A 16,345-nucleotide genomic window follows, 5' to 3' on the forward strand; every position below is an offset into this window, starting at 1 on the left:
CAACACGCGTGCCTGCGATCGTGGTGCCATGGCGTAGCGGCCTTTCACAAGAGGTTTTTCATCACGGCACGGACGGGTGAGACGCTGTGCCGTGGTGCCCTTCGAGCACCTGCGCCAGCGGCACGGGGTAGCCGACGGCGTAGCCCTGGGCGTAGTGCACGCCAATGTCCTGCAGTATGGCCACCAGGGCCTGGCTCTCGACAAACTCGGCCACGGTGCGCTTGCCCATCAGGCAGCCGATCTCGTGGATCGATTTGACCATGGCCAGGCTCACCGGGTCGCGGTCGATGTCCCTGACGAACTGGCCGTCGATCTTGAGCACATCGACCGGCAGGTTGCGCAGGTAGGCAAACGAGGACAGGCCGCTGCCAAAATCATCGAGCGAGATCTTGCAGCCGCGCCCGCGCAGGGTCTCGATGAAGTGGCTGGCCGTCTGCAGATTGCTGATGGCCGCCGTCTCGGTGATCTCAAAGCACAGCTTGGAGCACGGCACCTCGGGGTTCTCCAAAGCCTGCAGCACAAAGGCCGTGAAGGCCGCATCCCCCAGCGACTGGCCCGACAGGTTGATCGAGCACTGCCCGATGCGGCTTTGCTGCGCGACCACCCAGCGCAGCGCATGGGTGACGACCCAGCGGTCCACGCGGGCGGCCAGGTGGTAGCGCTCGGCGGCCGGCATGAACAGCCCTGGCAGCACCAGTTCGCCCTGTTCGCTGCGTATGCGCAGCAGGATTTCGCAGTGCAAGCCCTGTGACTCACCGCCCTGCAGCGGCACGATGGGCTGCGCAAACAGCTCGAAATGGTCGTGCGCCAGGGCATGTTCGATGCGGCTCACCCACTCCATGACACCATAGCGCTGCGCCAGCGCCGGATCATCGATGGCGTACACGTGGATGCGGCTGCGCCCTGCGTCCTTGGCCACGTAGCAGGCGCTGTCTGCGGCCTGCAGCAGGGCACCCACGCTTTCGGTCTGCGCGTCCAGCGCCACCATGCCGATGCTGACGCCGACGCCAAAGCGCTGCTCCAGCCACACGAAGTGGTAGCCTGCCAGGCGCTGCTGCAGCCGCTCGGCCACCTGCAGCGCGGCGGCCACGCTGTGGCCGGCCAGCAGGATGCCGAATTCATCCCCGCCGATGCGGCACAGCAGGTCGTCCTCGGCCAGCAGGCCGGCAAACAACTGGGCGATCTCGCGCAGCATGGCATCGCCTGCCGCATGGCCGCAGGTGTCGTTCACGACCTTGAACTCGTCCAGATCCAGGTAGCACACCACATGCTGCAGCGCATGGCCGCGCGTGAGCTCCACGGCATGGGCCAGGGCTTGCTCGAACGCGCGCCGGTTGCCCAGCCCCGTGAGCTCGTCGTGGGTCGCCTGGTAGGCCATCTCGCGGCTCAGGCGGCGCTGCTCGGTCACATCGCGGAACACCAGCACTGCGCCCTGCACTTCGCCATCCGCATCCTTGATGGGCGACACCGTCGCCTCCACCAGCACCCGGCCACCGTGCAGGGTCTGCAAATGCAGTTCCGGATGGCGCTGGGCCTGCGCTGTCGCAATGGTGCTGGCCACCATGTCGGGCGCTGGCTGCGTCGATCCATCCGCAGCGAGCAGACGGAACACCTCGCCGTAGGGCTTGCCCACGGCGGCGGTCAGGCTCCAGCCGGTCAACATCTCTGCCGCCGGGTTGATATAGAGCAGGTGCCCCTGCGCATTGGTCGATATCACCGCATCGCCAATCGAGTGCAGTGTGACCTGCAGGCGCTCCTTCTCATGGTAGAGCGCGTCCTCGGCCTCCTTGCGGGCCTGCATGAAGCGCACGCGGTCCATGGCCACCGCCACATGGGCGGCCATGGCCTGCATGAAGTCGATCTGCCAGGGCAAGGGCGGGCGCACGCCTTCCGCATCGCCGTAGGTGCCCATGCCCACGGCACCGAGCCGCTGCTCCGCCATGATCAGGGGCACATTGATGATGGTGCGGTTGTCCAGCGCCGCCACGATCTCCTTGTTGGTGCGCGGGTCGGTGCGCGCGTCGACCACCACCACCACGTGGTCCGCAGCAATGATCTCCTGGACCATGCTGTCGCCTGCGATGGGTATTTCCGTGGTGTCGATGGCCCGGGCGAGGGCCGGGTCGCTGATCTGGCTCGAATGCAGCACGATCGATACGAACCCCGGCTTCAGCCCGTACACGCCCAGCCAGCAATGGGGGTAGCCCAGCACCTGCTCCGCAACCGGGGACACCGCATCCAGGATATCGGGCAGGCTCCACGCCCGCTCCAGGCGCTTGCACAGCTGCAGCAAGGCCTTGGTGTGCGAAGGCGCTTCGGTCGTGGTGGCCGTCAGGTCGCTCATGACCGCAGTGTATCCAAGGGTTTCAACAAAACCCCGCGTGCCGGGCAGTTTGTTGATGATTGTTTACACCCATGGGACGGGAATTCGCGCTGTGATAGCTTGTGCCCCATGGAGTATGTCGATTTTTTGGTGTCCTGGCTGGGCGGCAACCCCAGGATGGTGACCGCCTGGGCGTTGGTGCTCATGCTGGCACTTGCCTGGCTGTGGCGCGGCCACCGGGCTAACAAGGAGCGCGCCCGCTTCAAACCCTTGCCGCGCAGCCGCGCGAAACAGGCCGGCGCCAAGGGGGCCGGCACGGTCGTCACCCCCAAGGCCCAGCGGCGCGTGCGAACACGCCGGTAGGCCAGTGCCACCGCGCGCCAGGCAAACCGCTACCATCCCGGGCATGACATTGCCTACTGCGCCCTCCCCCATCGCCTCTTCCACCGTCCACTTCGGCCACCAGGGCCGCGTCTGCATCGTCACCGGTGGCGCGCAAGGCATTGGCGAGGCCTGCGTGCGGCGCTTTGCCCGCGAGGGCGCCCACACGGTGATCGCCGACGTGGACGACGCCCGTGGCCATGCGCTGGCAAAGGAACTCGGCGCCCTTTATGTGCGCTGCGATGTGGGCGACAAGACCCAGGTGGATGCCCTGGTGGAGCGCACGCTGCAGGCCCATGGCCGCATCGACGTGCTGGTGAACAATGCAGGCATCTTCCGTGCCGCCGATTTCCTCGAAGTGACCGAGGAAGACTTCGACGCCGTGCTGCGCGTCAACCTCAAGGGCTCGTTCCTGGTGGGCCAGGCCGTGGCGCGGGCCATGGTGGCCTCGGGTGGCGGCTCCATCGTCAACATGAGCTCGGTCAACGGCGTGCTCACCATCCCCAGCATCTCCAGCTACAACGTGAGCAAGGGCGGCATCAACCAGCTCACGCGCGTGATGGCACTGGCCCTGGCCGACAAGAACGTGCGCGTGAATGCGGTTGCGCCCGGCACCATCGCCACCGAGCTGGCCGCCAAGGCCGTGCTCACCAGCGACGAGGCCAAGGCCAAGATCATGTCGCGCACGCCGATGAAGCGCCTGGGCAACCCGGCCGAAATCGCCGACGTGGTGGCCTGGCTGGCCAGCGATGCGGCGAGCTACGTCACGGGCGAAATCGTCACCGTGGACGGCGGCCGCATGACCCTCAACTACACCGTCCCGGTCTGACCATCAGGCCTGCTGCACCCGCCTGAGCAGCCCTGCCGGGCTGCTCGGCCAGCCCACGCGGCCGAACCAGGCACCGCCGGCAATCGCCCAGCCGATCACGATGCCGTAGACCACCAGGGCCACACCCTGGGCGGCGAACACGCCGGCCAGGCCGCCGTCCCAGCGCAGCGCCAGCCAGCCGCCCACCACGGCGATCACCAGCCGGGCCAGGTTGCCGGCCACCGGCCAGAACAGGCGCCCGGCCCCCTGCGAGGCGAAATACAGCACCAGCCCCAGGCCAAAGAAGCCATACACCGGGCCCACCGTGCGCAGGTACTGGCTGCCTGCGGCGATCATGGCCGGGTCGCTGGCAAACAGCGACAGCCAGGTGGCGCTAAAAAACGCGGCCCACAGGCCGATGGCCTCGGTCATGCCGAACGCCATGGCGGCGCCGATCCAGGTGGCGCGCAAGGCGCGCTCGCGCTGGCCCGCCCCGATGCAGGTGCCCACCATGGCCACCAGCGGCGCGCCAAAGCCAAACACCAGCGGCACCATCAGGTATTCGAGCCGCGATGCCGTGCCGTAGCCGGCAATGGCCGCCGTGCCGAAACCGCCCACTAGCGCCGTGGTGACGCCGATGGCCACATTGGTCGCCACGGTGGAGACCGCCCCCACCAGGCCCACGCGCAGAATGTCCACGAACAGCGCCCAGCGCAGTTGCAGCCCCTTGAACGAAGGCCGCAGCAGGCTGCGCGGCGACCACAGGTACCAGGCCAGCACGGCACTGCCCAGCACGTAATAGGCCATGAGGGCGATGGCACCGCCCGCAATGCCCAGGCCCGGCAACGGGCCCCAGCCAAAGATCAGCAGCGGCGACAGGGGGATGAGCACCAGCGCACCCCATACCGTGACATAGGCCGGCACGGCCATGTTGCCCGTGCCGCGGATGATGGCCGCCAGGGTGTTGAACACCCAGACGCAGACCGCGCCGGCAAACACCCAGTTCGAATAGATCAGCGCCGCCTCCAGCGCGCCCCCTGCCCCGCCCATGCGGGTGTAGAGCCAGCGCCCGCCCCCCACCACGGCCAGGGTGAACACGAGCGAAAACACCAGCCCGATGACCAGCGCATGCAGCACCAGCGCATCCGCGTCCTCGCGCCGGCGCGCCCCCAGCGCCCGCGCAATGGCCGCCGCCACGCCGCCGCCAATGGCGCCGGCCGACATCATCTGCATCAGCATCACCACCGGGAACACCAGCGCCATGCCAGCCAGCGCATCGGTGCCGAGCTTGCCGACGAAATAGGTCTCGATCAGCCCCACGCCGGCCTGGGCCAGCATCACCAGCACATTCGGGGCCGCCATGCGCAGCAGCGTGGAGGCGATGGGCGCCTCCAGCAACATGCGGGTGCGCGGGTTGAGGGCACCTACGGACGCCCCGGGCGCCCCGGTCGCCGCTGCGGCGGTCATGCCACCGCCCCTGGCCTGCGCGGCACGACGATGCGCACGGTCGAGACCTGCAGCACGTCACCATGCTGGTTCAGGGTCTCACTGCGCACGGTCACCATGCCCCGGTCGGGCTTGGACCTGGAGGGGTTGGTCTCCATCACCTCGCTCACCACATGCAGTACGTCGGTGGGGCGCGTGGGCCGGGGCCAGGCCACGTCGCCGCTGGCGCCGATGATGCCGCCGGCCACCGGCAGGCCCGTGGTCACCTGCAGGCGCATGGTGATGGCCGCGGTGTGCCAGCCGCTGGCGGCCAGGCCGCCGAACAGCGTGCCTTTTGCGGCGGCGTCGTCCAGATGGAAGGGCTGCGGGTCGAACTGCCGGGCAAAGCTGACGATCTGCTCGGCGTCCATCGCGTGCTCGCCGCTCGTGAAGCGCCGGCCCACGGTCATGTCTTCGAGGTACAGGGGCTGCGTTGCAGCAATGGTATCGGTCATGGTCAACAGGCTCTTTGCAAACGGGATCGGGGTATCAGGCGGCGGCGGGGACCAGGCGCTTGAGCGGCGCCTCGCGGATCGGCAGGTTCACCAGCGCGGCACCCAGGGCCAGCGCGATGTCGATGTACCAGACCCAGTCGTAGCTGCCCGTGGCCTGGAACACGCTGCCGCCCAGGTAGGCGCCGAAGAAGCCGCCGATCTGGTGCGACAGCATCACCACACCGAACAGCATGGCCATGTTGGCCGTGCCGAACATCTTGGCCACCAGGCCGGCCGTGGGCGGCACGGTGGACAGAAAGGTCACGCCCATCACTGCGGCAAAGACCAGCATCACGGCCGTGGTCTTGGGCGCGAACAGAAAGATCAGCACCGCCAGGCCGCGCGTGGCGTACAGCAGCGACAGCAGCGACTTCATGCGCCAGCGGCCCACCGCCCAGCCCATGGCCAGGCTGCCGATGATGTTGAACAAGCCGATCATCGCCAGCGACCAGCCCCCCACCTCGGGTGGCAGACCGCAGGCGGCCACCACACCGGGCAGGTGCGTTGCCAAAAAGGCCACGTGAAAACCGCACACCAGAAAGCCCGCCGACAGGTACAGGTAGCTGCGCGTGCCCAGCGCCTGGGCAATGGCTTCGCGCGCCGTCAGCGCCTTGACACCCGATGCCGCTGCGGCCTGTGCCGCCAGCGCCTTCGAGTTGCCCTTGAGCACGAAGACCGCCGGCAGCGCCAGCAGCACCAGCACGCCCAGCCACTGCATGGCGCTGGCCCAGCCCACCGCAGCCGTGAGGCCAATGGCAATCGGCGCCATGGCGAACTGGCCGAACGAGCCGCCCGCATTCACGATGCCGGTGGCCAGGCCGCGCTTGTTCGCGGGCACCAGCCGGGTGCTGGCGGCCATCAGCACCGAAGGGCCGGCCATGCCGGCTCCGCCCGCCGCCAGCACGCCAATGGCAAAGATCAGCCCGGCCGTCGTCGTCATCAGCGGGGTGATGAACGTGCCCAGGGCCACCAGCACCACCCCCAGAAAGATCACGCGCCCGGTGCCGATGCGGTCGGCCACCGCGCCCGCAAACGGCTGCGTAAGGCCCCACCACAGCTGGCCGAAGGCAAACGCTAGGCTGATGCTGCCCACGCCCAGGCCCGTGGACGTGTTCAGGGAAGAGAGGAACAAACCCATGGTCTGGCGCGTGCCCATGGTGAGTGCAAAGGCGCCTGCGGCGGCCAGAAGCACCAGCCAGATGGCGATGGGTGGGACGGCAGGCTTTGGGGAAGCTGGCGCGGAAAAGGTCTGTTCATTCGCCATGGTCGAGCTCCGAGATGGGGGACAGCAGTTCAAGGCACTCATCTGCCAGGGTGTGCAGCGCCATCACACGTTCCACGCCCAACAGGTCGTTGAGCGACAACTGCGCCACCTTCCAGCAATGCTGGGCTTCGGCGCGCTTGTCACGGCCCGCATCGGTGATGTGCACCAGGCGGCTGCGGCCATCGGCGCCGGCCTGCAGGGTCACCCAGCCGGCATCCACTAGCGGGCGCAGGTTGCGTGTGAGGGTGGAGGCATCCATCTTCATCTCCGCCGCCAGGTCGCCGGGGCGGATGGGGCCGAGCTTGAGCACATGCGACAGCAGCGAGTACTGCGTGGTCTTGAGGCCGCACTTGGCCATCTCGGCGTCGTAGTGCTGCCCTACCCGGCGCAGCAACTGGCGCAGCTTGAAATTGGTACAGCCCTGCGGACGCGCCGCAGCGGGTGAAGGAAGGGTGATTTCGGCTTGCATGGATTCGATTGTATCTGCAATAATTGCATATGCAACACTTTGAACGGAAGAAGACCCCATGACACAACACAACCAACTCGAACAATGGCTTGCCCTGGAGCAAGAGGTGATGGCCCGCATGGACGCTGGCGTGGGCCCCGGCGTGTCCCGCCCCGACCAGGTGGCGGGCCTCGACGGCCTGCAGATGATGCAGGCCATGCTGCGCGGCGAACTGCCCTACCCTCCCATCGCACGCACCCTCGACTTTCGCCTGGTGGAGGTCAGCGAGGGCGTGGCCATCTTCCAGGGCACACCCGGCGTGGAGCACCTGAACCCCATGGGCACCGTGCACGGCGGCTGGTTCGCCACCCTGCTCGACTCGGCCCTGGGCTGCGCGGTGCACACCCGCATGCTGCCCGGCCGCGGCTACACCACGGCCGAGCTGGGCGTGAACCTGGTCAAGGCCATCACCCCCAAGGTGCAGCGCGTGCGCGCCGAAGGCCGGGTAATCCACTGCGGGCGCCAGCTGGCCACGGCCGAGGCGCGCCTGGTGGGCCCCGACGGCACCCTTTATGCCCACGCCACCACCACCTGCCTGGTTTTCGATCTACCGGCACAATCGAGGGCATGAGATTCCTCCACACGATGCTCCGCGTTGGCAACCTTCAACGCTCGATTGATTTCTACACCCAGGTGCTGGGCATGCAGCTGCTGCGCCAGTCCGAAAACCCCGAGTACAAGTACTCGCTGGCCTTCCTCGGCTTCGACGGCGGCAACCCCGGCCAGGCCGAGATCGAGCTGACCTACAACTGGGGCACCGAGAGCTACGACCTCGGTACGGCCTATGGCCATATCGCGCTGGGCGTGCCGGATGCGTATGCGGCCTGCGACAAGATCAAGGCGGCGGGCGGCAATGTGACGCGCGAGGCGGGGCCGGTCAAAGGCGGTAGCACGGTGATCGCGTTTGTGACGGACCCCGATGGGTACAAAATTGAACTCATCGAGCGCAAGGGCGATACAGGAGGCACAGGATTGCGCTGAGAGGCGCATTGCCTTCAATCAAAACAAAGCCCGGCGATGCCGGGCTTTGTTTTTGGTGGCATCCCACTCAAGACTGAAACTTGTAGCCAGCTTCAGCTGGAGCTAGTATCGGTTCTGCCCTCTACGGAGAGGTTTAAGTTGGAGTCATCAAGACATATTTTCGTTGAAGGCTCCTCTTTTTCCGTATGAAAAGTTGGTGTCAACCTGTTAACTGGAGTGCTGCCAGCGTAGTCCTCGCTCTGCGACGGGGCCCAAACGGCCGGCCAACCAATTTTCACAAGACAGTCACATCTGGTTGCACTACGATGTGGATTGACTTGATGCATTTCGACCTCGAACTTTGCTGTCCTATGCATCCATATTAGGGTTAACACCATCTGGAGGGGCGGAATGAAGTATCGGGAAAGCCAAAAAGACAAAAAATTGCGCGAGTGGTTCGCCACCGACATGTCAAAAGCTTCACTAAAGCGAATTAAGCTTGAAAAAGGCACATTCAGAGGCATGAATGCATTGGATATTAAATTTGAATATCCAATAACTGCAATTGCAGGCAGAAACGGTGCGGGAAAATCAACGGTATTAGCACTTGCCTGTTGCGCCTTTCACAATGGCGACAGCATGTTTAAATTGCCGAAGAGAAAAAATAGTTATTACACCTTCCAAGATTTTTTTGTTCAAAATTCCGAAGAAATTACCCATCAAGAATTCAGCATTAGGTATTCCATTGCTTACAATAATTGGTCAAAGGCCACCATCGCGACAGGAGTCGCGGTTGCAGACCAAGTGCGGAAAAAAAAGAAGAATGGTAAATGGAATGACTACGATACCCGCGTCAAGCGGACGGTAATTTTTTTGGGCATTGATCGCATCGTTCCTCACAGCGAGAGAAGTCAGTCACGATCATATTCAAAAGTTTTTAAACACGGCACAATCAGAGGCTGGGAGGATAAGGTTAAAGATGCTGTTGGCTATATTTTAAACAAATCATACCTCGATTTTAGATATCTCGAGCATTCAAAATATACGCTGCCCATAGTTAAAACAAAGGACAGTACGTATTCTGGATTCAACATGGGCGCTGGTGAAAATGCATTATTTGAGATATTTTCCACAATATATTCCGCGGGGCCTGGTGCCCTGCTCGCAATGGATGAAATTGAGCTCGGATTACATGCAGATGCACAGAAAAGATTTGTGGATAAATTAAAGGATGTATGCGCGGAAATGCTTACACAAATTGTATGCACAACTCATTCCAGAGAGATTTTCGAGTGCCTCCCACCTGACGCCAGATATTTCATGGAAAATATAGCAGGAAAAACAAAAATCACCCAAGGGATTTCATCAGATTTCGCATTTAATAAAATGGGTGGGGAAATATCAACAGAGCTAGATATATTTGTAGAAGATGATGTTGCAAAGGCGATATTAACATCAAATCTACCCTCGTCGATTCGGAAAAGAATCACACTTACTGTTATTGGCTCTGCAAATGCCCTGTCAAGACAGCTTGCAGCGAGCTATATTAGAAACAAATCCACGCAAGTCTTGGCGATTTTTGATGGCGACCAGCGATCAAAAGAAAAAGATAATATAAATCATGCTAAAAAGATGACAGAAAATCCCGAGGATGATTTTCATTCATGGATTTCTGAGCGGCTTTTCTATCTTCCGGGGAGTACTTGGCCCGAGGCTTGGTTAATGGAGCGCGCTTTAACATTGCTCGAGCCATTGTCAGCAGCACTGGGGACTGAGCCAGATATACTTGAGGATGCAATAGAATATGCAAATCAAGCAGGAAAGCACAATGAGTTTTTTGAAATATCAAAGCACATTGGACTGGACGAGCAAATGTGCCTTCAGCATTTTTCTGCCACAGTGGTGCTTGAGAATATTGATCAAATAAAAGAAAAGATTGAAAAAATTTTGGCACAGAACGCTTGATTTTTAGCGCCCATACGCGATTCTTTCTCGCGAGGCAAGATCCAGAGTTCTTGTTTCGTTCAAGTTTAGGCCCAAGACCAGTATCTCAGCCTGCTGGGACAGCCCAAGCCCGGCTCTGCAGGGCTTTTTGTCGGGGGCAGTCCACAGCTGAACGTGGCCTTCAAACGCTGTCAATTGGCAGCTAAGGTCACTTCAACCCGCCGCGCCTCTGAGTTATTCCCGCTGGCAGTGGTTTCCTCAGGCTTCTTCAGCTCGATCTTGTCTTCGGCCACACCCAGGCGCTTGAGTGCATCGCGCACAGCGTAGGCGCGCTGCTTGGCCAGTTCGGCGTTCGCGGCGGCGTCGCCCGTGGCGTCGTGGAAGCCCGAGACCACGGCCTTCTTGCCTTCGGCCACGCCCTTGACCACGTCGGCCAGGGCCTCGTTGGCACCCGCAGCCAGCTCGGCCTTGGCGCTGGCGAAGTAGAACTTCACCACACCGTTGTCCACGCGCACGCTGGCTGCGTCGGCTGCAGCAGCGGCGGTGTCAGCGGCCGGGGCGGCTGGCGCGTTGTTTGCAAGGGCGGTGGTGGGCGCAGGCGCTGCCTTACTGGCAGACGCGGCGCCCAGGCGCTTGACCACCACGGTGCCGACCGCGGTGGAGATGACCAGAGCGATCAGGATGAACAAAAAACCGAGTGCAAAACGTTCTTGGCTGTCGTTGTCGGAACTACCGGACATGGGGTCTCCCTGTATGTATATCTATATGCGTGATGGATCTTGTCGGGTGCCAGCTCGGGCACCTTCTTCATTGTAGAGTGATGGCATGACGAGTCTTCCCGCACCGCTCCGCGATCCCGCTCCCATGCTGGAGCGGGCCTTGCACGAGTGGGGTGGCCACAAGGACCTGTGGGTGTTCGGCTACGGCTCCCTGATCTGGCGCCCCGATTTCGACTTTTCCGAGCGCCGTGCTGCGCGCGTGCATGGCTGGCACCGCGCATTGAAGATGTGGAGCCGTATCAACCGCGGCACGCCCGAGTGCCCGGGCCTGGTGTTCGGCATGCTCTCGGGCGGCAGTTGCCGGGGCATGGTGTTCCGGGTGGACAAGGCGCACGCCCGCCAGGTGCTGATCAACCTGTGGCAGCGCGAGATGATGACCGGCGTGTATGACCCGCGCTGGCTCACCTGCCATACGCCCCATGGCAGCGTGCAGGCGCTGGCCTTCACCCTGTCGCGCAAAAGCCCCAACCACACGGGCGAGTTGCCCGACCAGGAATACTGCCGCATCTTTGAGCAGGCCTGTGGCAAGTTCGGCACCACGCGCGATTACGCCCAGGCCACCTACGACGAGTTGCGCCGCATGGGCATCCACGACCGCTCGCTGGGAAGATTACTTTCGCTTACCGACAAAAAGCAGGCATAGTGACGCACCTGCAAGGTGCGAGTCATTTGCATCGCGCTAGTCGGTATTGCAACAATGTCCAAGGCATGGGCGTCCACTGCGGTGCGCCGCCCCCCGCCCCATTCCAGGAGTGAATTTCATGAATCTTCGTTTTGCATCGCTTGCCCTTGCCGTGGCATCCCTGGCGGGTTGCGCCGCCTTTTCGTCCTCCGGCCCCAGCGCCACCGGCAAGCTCGAAGCCACGCGCGGCAATACCACCACCGGTACAGTGACCTTCACCCAGACGGGAGAGACGGTCAAGGTAATGGGCGAGGTGCGTGGCCTCAAGCCGAATGCCGAGCATGGCTTTCACATCCATGAAAAGGGCGATTGCTCCAGCGGCGACGGCATGAGCGCCGGCGGCCACTTCAACCCCGGTGCCAAGCCGCACGGCAGCCACGGCGGCGCCGAGCACCACACGGGCGACCTGCCCAGCCTGAAGGCCGACGCCGGTGGCGTGGCCAAGATCAGCTTCGAGTCGCGATCCATCCGCGTGGGCAGCACCGCCAACGACATCGTCGGCAAGGGCCTGATCGTGCACCGCGACCCCGACGACTACACCACCCAGCCCACGGGCAATGCCGGCCCGCGCCTGGCGTGCGCGGTGATCACGGCGAAGTAAGCCTGCCCGCCAGGATCTGCTCGGCGCGGGCCAGGTCCTGCACGGTGTCCACATCGGTCACCGTGCCTTCATCATGCACCTCCACCAGGCGCAACCTGCCCTGCTGCGCCTGCTCGCGCACCACGCCGGCGGCGCCCTGCTCGCCCGCCAGCGCCAGCAGGCCAGGCAGGCACAGGGCTGAAAAAGCCACCGGGTGGCCGCGCTCGCCACGGTGCACCGGCACGGCCACCGCGCACCCGTACAGCGCACCCACCATGCCGCGCAGGGTTTCTGGCCGCACCAGGGGCAGATCCGCCGGCAGCACCAGCCAGCCAGGTGCAGTGGCCGTGGCCCGCACCGCCGCCGCAATCGAATCCCCCATGCCCGGGTGGCCGGCGTCTTCCAGGTGCCAGGGCAAGCCGCTCTCGCGCACGGCGGCCAGCGTGTGCTCCAGCACGGGCACGCCACGCAGCAATGCGCTCAGCTTGTGCACGGACCCACCCGATGCGGCAAAGCGCTCGCCCCGGCCCGAGGCCAGGACCAGCACCACGGGGGACGGCAGCGGGTCCGGAACAACAACCATCACGCCAGCTTGAAGGGCAGCTCGCGCGGCGTCTTGCCGGTGATCTGGGCAATGGCGTTGGCAAACGCCGGTGCCAGAGGGGGCAGGCCGGGCTCGCCCATGCCCTTGGGTGGGTCGGCACTGGGCACGATGTGCACCGCCACCTGGGGCATGTCAGTGATTCGCGGCACTGCGAAGTCGCCGAAATTGCTTTGCTCGACCACGCCGTCCTTGAGGGTGATGGCGCCACCGGGCAGGCACATCGACAGGCCCATCAGCGCCCCGCCCTGCACCTGGGCTTCCACGCTCTTGGGGTTGACCACCAGGTTGCAGTGCACCCCGGCGGTAATCCGGTGCAGCTTGGGCGTGCCGTCCTTCACCGAGGCCTCGACCACATAGGCCACCACGGATTCGAACGACTCGTGCACCGCCACACCCCAGGCGCGGCCTGCGGGCAGCTTCTTCTTGCCGTAGCCCGACTGGGCCACCGCCAGTTGCAGCGCCGCCTTGTGGCGCGGGTGCTTGTCCCCCATCAGGCGCATGCGGTAGGCCACGGGATCCTGCTTGGTGGTGCGGGCGACCTCGTCGATCAGCGTCTCCATGGCATAGGCGGTGTGGGTAGAGCCCACGCTGCGCCACCAGAGTACCGGCACATTGACCTGCGGGTGGTGCACCGAGAGCTTCATGGGCACATCATAGGGCTCCTTCATGCCTTCGATGGCGGTGGCGTCGATGCCGTTCTTGACCATGAAGGCCTCGAACGGCGAGCCCTTGAGGATGGACTGGCCCACGATGACATGGTCCCAGGCGAGGATATTGCCCTGGGCGTCGAAGCCGATCTCCGCGCGGTGCACGTGCATGGGGCGGTAGTAGCCGCCCTTGATGTCGTCCTCGCGGCTCCAGAGCGTGCGCACCGGCGCCGTGAGGCCCGCGCCCAGCGCGGCCTTGGCCACGCCGCAGGCCTCCACCACGTAGTCGCTGGTGGGAATGGCCCGGCGGCCAAAGCCGCCTCCGGCCATCTGCGTATGGACCTTGATGTTCTGCGACTGCAGGCCCAGCACCTTGGCAGCCGCCAGCGCATCCGTGCCCGGCATCTGCGTACCCATCCACAGCTCGGCCTTGTCGCCATTGAGCAGCACGGTGCAGTTCAGCGGCTCCATGGGCGCATGCGCCAGGTAGGGGAAAACGTACTCGGCGCTGATCTTGTGTGCCGCGCCGGCCAGCGGGGCCGTGTCGGCCTGCATGGCGACCAGGCCGGGCTTGGCCGCAAGCTCGCGGTAGCTGGCCAGCAGCGCGGTGGTGTCGGGCTTTTCCACGGCGCTGGTGTCCCATTCCACCTTGAGCGCATCGCGGCCCTGCTTGGCCGCCCAGTAGCCATCGGCGATCACCGCCACACCTTCGCCGCCCCGGTCAGTAGGCACGCGCAGCACGGCCTTCACCCCCTTGACGGCCTTGGCGGCCGAGTCGTCCAGCGACTTGAGCTTGGCTGCAAACACCGGCGGGCGCGCCACCACGGCGGTCAGCATGCCGGGCAGGCGCACATCGATGCCGTAGTCCTGCAGGCCGCTGGACTTGGCCTTGGCGTCGAGCCGCCCCGTGGGTTGGCCGATCAGGCGGAACTGCTTGGGGTCCTTCAGCGTGACTTTCTCGGGCACGGGCAGCTTCATGGCGGCCTCGGCCAGCTCGCCATAGCCGAGCTTCTTGCCGCCGGGGCCCACGACAAAGCCGTTCTGCGTGCGCAGGGCCGAGGCGTCCACGCCCCACTGCGCTGCAGCAGCCGACACCAGCATGGCGCGGGTGCGGGCACCGAGTTCGCGGTACTGGGTGTAGGAGTTCTTGATGGAGTTGGAGCCGCCCGTGAGGTGCATGCCGTAGGCAGGGTCGGCATAGGCCGGGTTGGCGTCGCCGTGCATGCTGCGCACCTTGGACCAGTCGGCGTCGAGCTCCTCGGCCAGGATCATGGGCAGGCCGGTCTGCACGCCCTGGCCGAAGTCGAGCCGGTTGATGGTGACGGTGACCGTGCCATCGGGCTCGATGCGCACAAAGGCCGAGGGCTGCTCGAAGGGCTTGAGGCCGGCGGCCGGCGCGGCGGCGCCCTGCGCCACAGCCGCCAGGGGGAATGCGCCCAGCGCAAAGCCGGAGGCCGCCGTCACCTTGAGGAAGGTGCGTCGCGCCAGGCCTTCTGAAAAACCGGGGCCGGTGGATTCATCGGCGCTCTGCGCCTTCTCCATCAGGGCCAGAAGGTGCTTGGGCATGTGGGCCTGTACGGCCACGGGGTCGAAATGCATGGTGTGGTTCTCCTTCAGGCCAGGGTGCGGGCGGCATCGTGGATGGCCGCGCGGATGCGCACGTAGGTACCACAGCGGCAGACGTTGCCGGCCATGGCGGTGTCGATGTCGGCATCGCTCGGCTTCTTCTTGCCCTTGAGCAAGGCCGTGGCGCTCATGATCTGGCCGCTCTGGCAGTAGCCGCATTGCGCCACGTCGTGCTTGACCCAGGCGGCATGCACGGCCTTGCCCACCTTGTCGCTGGACGCGATGGCCTCGATGGTGGTGATCTTCTGGCCCGCCGCCGCCGAGATGGGCGTGATGCACGAGCGGATCGGCGCCCCGTTCAGGTGCACGGTGCAGGCGCCGCACAGCGCAGCGCCGCAGCCGAACTTGGTGCCGGTCATGCCCAGCGTGTCGCGCAGGGCCCAGAGGATGGGGGTGGATTCATCGGCATCCACAGCCGTTTCTTTGCCATTGATGTTGAGGGTGGGCATCGTGGGTTCTCCGTGGGGGATATTTTTGAGGGAAAGCAGGTAGAACGGTAAGGCGGTGATGTGTCAGGCCGACAGGTCAGCGGCGCCATCGCCGTGGGTCGGGGCGCAGCAGGTACAGTTGAAATCGCGGCATTTTTAAAAGAATATTTATTCGATTAAAGCGCAAATCGGCGGTTTATGCTTTGAGTGCATCCCAGCACAGGCTGAAGGCGGTCTGGTGCAGGGCCTCGTCGTCGGGCAGGACGCCCGTGCGTATCAGGCCGGCGGTTTCGCGCACCGAGCCGATCAGGCTGGCCGTGAGCAGTGGCACTGGCACGGCCTTGAGGATCTCCTGCTGCTGGCCCTCCTGCATCAGCGCGAAAAAGCCGGCCATGAGGCGGGTGGAGAACTCGCGGTTGCCCTCGGTGAACCAGGGCGAGTTGTAGTACTGCTCCTGGAACACCACCTCGGCATGCTGGTCCAGCCGGTGGCGCAGCAGGTTGCCCCAGATGCGGCGCACCCGGGCACGGTAGGGCAGGCCCGCCACCACGCCGTCCATGATGCGCGCGGCGGTGACGGTCTTGGCGTCCTGGTAGAGCTGGCTGATGAGCTCGTCCTTGGACGGGTAGTAGACGTACAGCGTGCTCGTGGCAATGCCCGCAGCGCGCGCGATCTGCGCCATGGTGAGCCCGCTCAGGCCCGTCTGGCCCACCAGGTCGAAGGTGGCCTGCGCAATGGCGCGCTGCTTTTCGTCGTCTTTGGGTTTCATCGCCTCGCCAATATAAGCGAATTTTTATTCGGCAACAACAGCGCCCGCGCGGCCTGCCCTTTG

17 protein-coding genes are annotated in these 16,345 nt (G+C 64.3%); 7 read left to right on the plus strand and 10 right to left on the minus strand.

Going from position 1 to position 16,345, the window contains the following annotated elements; genetic code table 11:
- Positions 1 to 61 precede the first annotated feature (61 nt).
- Positions 62 to 2,344: an EAL domain-containing protein gene (locus tag ASE31_RS16880; RefSeq protein WP_082604211.1), complete on the minus strand. Its 2,283-nt coding sequence runs from the start codon at positions 2,342 to 2,344 to the stop codon at positions 62 to 64.
- Between the two features lie 108 nt (positions 2,345 to 2,452).
- Between ASE31_RS16880 and ASE31_RS16885 the strand changes: the two genes are divergently transcribed.
- Together ASE31_RS16885 and ASE31_RS16890 are read left to right on the plus strand one after the other, a co-directional pair.
- The gene (locus ASE31_RS16885) at positions 2,453 to 2,686 is read left to right on the plus strand and encodes a hypothetical protein (RefSeq protein WP_057202988.1); all 234 of its coding nucleotides are present in this window, start codon (positions 2,453 to 2,455) and stop codon (positions 2,684 to 2,686) included.
- A 43-nt stretch (positions 2,687 to 2,729) separates the two neighbouring features.
- Positions 2,730 to 3,533: an SDR family NAD(P)-dependent oxidoreductase gene (locus ASE31_RS16890; protein ID WP_057202989.1), complete on the plus strand. Its 804-nt coding sequence runs from the start codon at positions 2,730 to 2,732 to the stop codon at positions 3,531 to 3,533.
- A gap of 3 nt (positions 3,534 to 3,536) precedes the next feature.
- Here the strand turns inward: ASE31_RS16890 and ASE31_RS16895 are convergent, their stop codons facing one another.
- Genes ASE31_RS16895 through ASE31_RS16910 form a run of 4 tightly spaced genes read right to left on the minus strand, consistent with a single transcriptional unit; the run spans position 3,537 to position 7,224 of the window.
- On the minus strand, positions 3,537 to 4,979 hold the full coding sequence (locus ASE31_RS16895; RefSeq protein WP_057202990.1) for an MATE family efflux transporter: 1,443 nt from the start codon (positions 4,977 to 4,979) through the stop codon (positions 3,537 to 3,539).
- Positions 4,976 to 5,452: a MaoC family dehydratase gene (locus ASE31_RS16900; protein WP_057202991.1), complete on the minus strand. Its 477-nt coding sequence runs from the start codon at positions 5,450 to 5,452 to the stop codon at positions 4,976 to 4,978. The genes ASE31_RS16895 and ASE31_RS16900 overlap by 4 nt, the downstream gene beginning before the upstream one ends.
- A gap of 34 nt (positions 5,453 to 5,486) precedes the next feature.
- Complete coding sequence (locus ASE31_RS16905) at positions 5,487 to 6,755, minus strand: MFS transporter (RefSeq protein ID WP_057202992.1); 1,269 nt, start codon at positions 6,753 to 6,755, stop codon at positions 5,487 to 5,489.
- The gene (locus ASE31_RS16910) at positions 6,745 to 7,224 is read right to left on the minus strand and encodes a MarR family winged helix-turn-helix transcriptional regulator (RefSeq protein WP_057202993.1); all 480 of its coding nucleotides are present in this window, start codon (positions 7,222 to 7,224) and stop codon (positions 6,745 to 6,747) included. Before ASE31_RS16910 ends, ASE31_RS16905 begins: the two co-directional genes overlap by 11 nt.
- Positions 7,225 to 7,282: 58 nt before the next feature.
- On the opposite strand from ASE31_RS16910, the gene ASE31_RS16915 reads away from it, so the two are divergent.
- The 3 genes from ASE31_RS16915 to ASE31_RS31090 all read left to right on the plus strand — a co-directional run bounded on the left by ASE31_RS16915 (position 7,283) and on the right by ASE31_RS31090 (position 10,188).
- Entirely contained in the window at positions 7,283 to 7,834 is a 552-nt protein-coding gene (locus ASE31_RS16915; RefSeq protein ID WP_057202994.1) for a PaaI family thioesterase, read from the plus strand.
- Positions 7,831 to 8,244 (plus strand): lactoylglutathione lyase, encoded by a 414-nt coding sequence (gene gloA / locus ASE31_RS16920; protein ID WP_057202995.1) that lies wholly within the window; start codon positions 7,831 to 7,833, stop codon positions 8,242 to 8,244. Before ASE31_RS16915 ends, gloA begins: the two co-directional genes overlap by 4 nt.
- Before the next feature lie 390 nt (positions 8,245 to 8,634).
- Positions 8,635 to 10,188, plus strand: coding sequence for an ATP-dependent endonuclease (locus ASE31_RS31090; RefSeq protein WP_082604212.1), 1,554 nt, complete (start codon positions 8,635 to 8,637; stop codon positions 10,186 to 10,188).
- A 170-nt stretch (positions 10,189 to 10,358) separates the two neighbouring features.
- Here the strand turns inward: ASE31_RS31090 and ASE31_RS16925 are convergent, their stop codons facing one another.
- The gene (locus ASE31_RS16925) at positions 10,359 to 10,907 is read right to left on the minus strand and encodes an OmpA family protein (protein ID WP_057202996.1); all 549 of its coding nucleotides are present in this window, start codon (positions 10,905 to 10,907) and stop codon (positions 10,359 to 10,361) included.
- A gap of 85 nt (positions 10,908 to 10,992) precedes the next feature.
- Here ASE31_RS16925 and ASE31_RS16930 point away from each other — a divergent pair, with 85 nt between their 5' ends.
- Positions 10,993 to 11,589 (plus strand): gamma-glutamylcyclotransferase, encoded by a 597-nt coding sequence (locus tag ASE31_RS16930; RefSeq protein ID WP_057202997.1) that lies wholly within the window; start codon positions 10,993 to 10,995, stop codon positions 11,587 to 11,589.
- A 118-nt stretch (positions 11,590 to 11,707) separates the two neighbouring features.
- The gene (locus ASE31_RS16935; protein WP_057202998.1) at positions 11,708 to 12,229 is read left to right on the plus strand and encodes a superoxide dismutase family protein; all 522 of its coding nucleotides are present in this window, start codon (positions 11,708 to 11,710) and stop codon (positions 12,227 to 12,229) included.
- Here ASE31_RS16935 and ASE31_RS16940 read toward each other — a convergent pair.
- From ASE31_RS16940 to ASE31_RS16955, 4 genes are all read right to left on the minus strand, one after another.
- The gene (locus ASE31_RS16940) at positions 12,216 to 12,791 is read right to left on the minus strand and encodes an NTP transferase domain-containing protein (RefSeq protein ID WP_057202999.1); all 576 of its coding nucleotides are present in this window, start codon (positions 12,789 to 12,791) and stop codon (positions 12,216 to 12,218) included. The two genes, ASE31_RS16935 and ASE31_RS16940, sit on opposite strands and share 14 nt — an antisense overlap.
- Entirely contained in the window at positions 12,791 to 15,058 is a 2,268-nt protein-coding gene (locus ASE31_RS16945) for a xanthine dehydrogenase family protein molybdopterin-binding subunit (RefSeq protein ID WP_057203000.1), read from the minus strand. Before ASE31_RS16945 ends, ASE31_RS16940 begins: the two co-directional genes overlap by 1 nt.
- A gap of 14 nt (positions 15,059 to 15,072) precedes the next feature.
- Positions 15,073 to 15,534 carry a (2Fe-2S)-binding protein gene (locus ASE31_RS16950; RefSeq protein ID WP_057203001.1) on the minus strand — a complete coding sequence of 154 codons (462 nt, stop codon included), beginning with the start codon at positions 15,532 to 15,534 and terminating at the stop codon, positions 15,073 to 15,075.
- 175 nt (positions 15,535 to 15,709) lie between these two features.
- A complete protein-coding gene (locus tag ASE31_RS16955) occupies positions 15,710 to 16,282 on the minus strand; it encodes a TetR/AcrR family transcriptional regulator (protein WP_057203002.1) in 573 nt (190 codons plus the stop codon).
- Between the last annotated feature and the right edge of the window lie 63 nt (positions 16,283 to 16,345).

Source organism: Acidovorax sp. Root217 (genome assembly GCF_001428645.1).
Lineage (GTDB): Bacteria > Pseudomonadota > Gammaproteobacteria > Burkholderiales > Burkholderiaceae_C > Acidovorax.

What these genes read in the sequence shown, in the direction of transcription:
- ASE31_RS16880 (WP_082604211.1), bottom strand. Translation starts at nt 2,344, where the DNA reads ATGAGCGACCTGACGGCCACCACGACCGAAGCGCCTTCGCACACCAAG.
- ASE31_RS16885 (WP_057202988.1), top strand. Translation starts at nt 2,453, where the DNA reads ATGGAGTATGTCGATTTTTTGGTGTCCTGGCTGGGCGGCAACCCCAGG.
- ASE31_RS16890 (WP_057202989.1), top strand. Translation starts at nt 2,730, where the DNA reads ATGACATTGCCTACTGCGCCCTCCCCCATCGCCTCTTCCACCGTCCAC.
- ASE31_RS16895 (WP_057202990.1), bottom strand. Translation starts at nt 4,979, where the DNA reads ATGACCGCCGCAGCGGCGACCGGGGCGCCCGGGGCGTCCGTAGGTGCC.
- ASE31_RS16900 (WP_057202991.1), bottom strand. Translation starts at nt 5,452, where the DNA reads ATGACCGATACCATTGCTGCAACGCAGCCCCTGTACCTCGAAGACATG.
- ASE31_RS16905 (WP_057202992.1), bottom strand. Translation starts at nt 6,755, where the DNA reads ATGGCGAATGAACAGACCTTTTCCGCGCCAGCTTCCCCAAAGCCTGCC.
- ASE31_RS16910 (WP_057202993.1), bottom strand. Translation starts at nt 7,224, where the DNA reads ATGCAAGCCGAAATCACCCTTCCTTCACCCGCTGCGGCGCGTCCGCAG.
- ASE31_RS16915 (WP_057202994.1), top strand. Translation starts at nt 7,283, where the DNA reads ATGACACAACACAACCAACTCGAACAATGGCTTGCCCTGGAGCAAGAG.
- gloA (WP_057202995.1), top strand. Translation starts at nt 7,831, where the DNA reads ATGAGATTCCTCCACACGATGCTCCGCGTTGGCAACCTTCAACGCTCG.
- ASE31_RS31090 (WP_082604212.1), top strand. Translation starts at nt 8,635, where the DNA reads ATGAAGTATCGGGAAAGCCAAAAAGACAAAAAATTGCGCGAGTGGTTC.
- ASE31_RS16925 (WP_057202996.1), bottom strand. Translation starts at nt 10,907, where the DNA reads ATGTCCGGTAGTTCCGACAACGACAGCCAAGAACGTTTTGCACTCGGT.
- ASE31_RS16930 (WP_057202997.1), top strand. Translation starts at nt 10,993, where the DNA reads ATGACGAGTCTTCCCGCACCGCTCCGCGATCCCGCTCCCATGCTGGAG.
- ASE31_RS16935 (WP_057202998.1), top strand. Translation starts at nt 11,708, where the DNA reads ATGAATCTTCGTTTTGCATCGCTTGCCCTTGCCGTGGCATCCCTGGCG.
- ASE31_RS16940 (WP_057202999.1), bottom strand. Translation starts at nt 12,791, where the DNA reads ATGGTTGTTGTTCCGGACCCGCTGCCGTCCCCCGTGGTGCTGGTCCTG.
- ASE31_RS16945 (WP_057203000.1), bottom strand. Translation starts at nt 15,058, where the DNA reads ATGCATTTCGACCCCGTGGCCGTACAGGCCCACATGCCCAAGCACCTT.
- ASE31_RS16950 (WP_057203001.1), bottom strand. Translation starts at nt 15,534, where the DNA reads ATGCCCACCCTCAACATCAATGGCAAAGAAACGGCTGTGGATGCCGAT.
- ASE31_RS16955 (WP_057203002.1), bottom strand. Translation starts at nt 16,282, where the DNA reads ATGAAACCCAAAGACGACGAAAAGCAGCGCGCCATTGCGCAGGCCACC.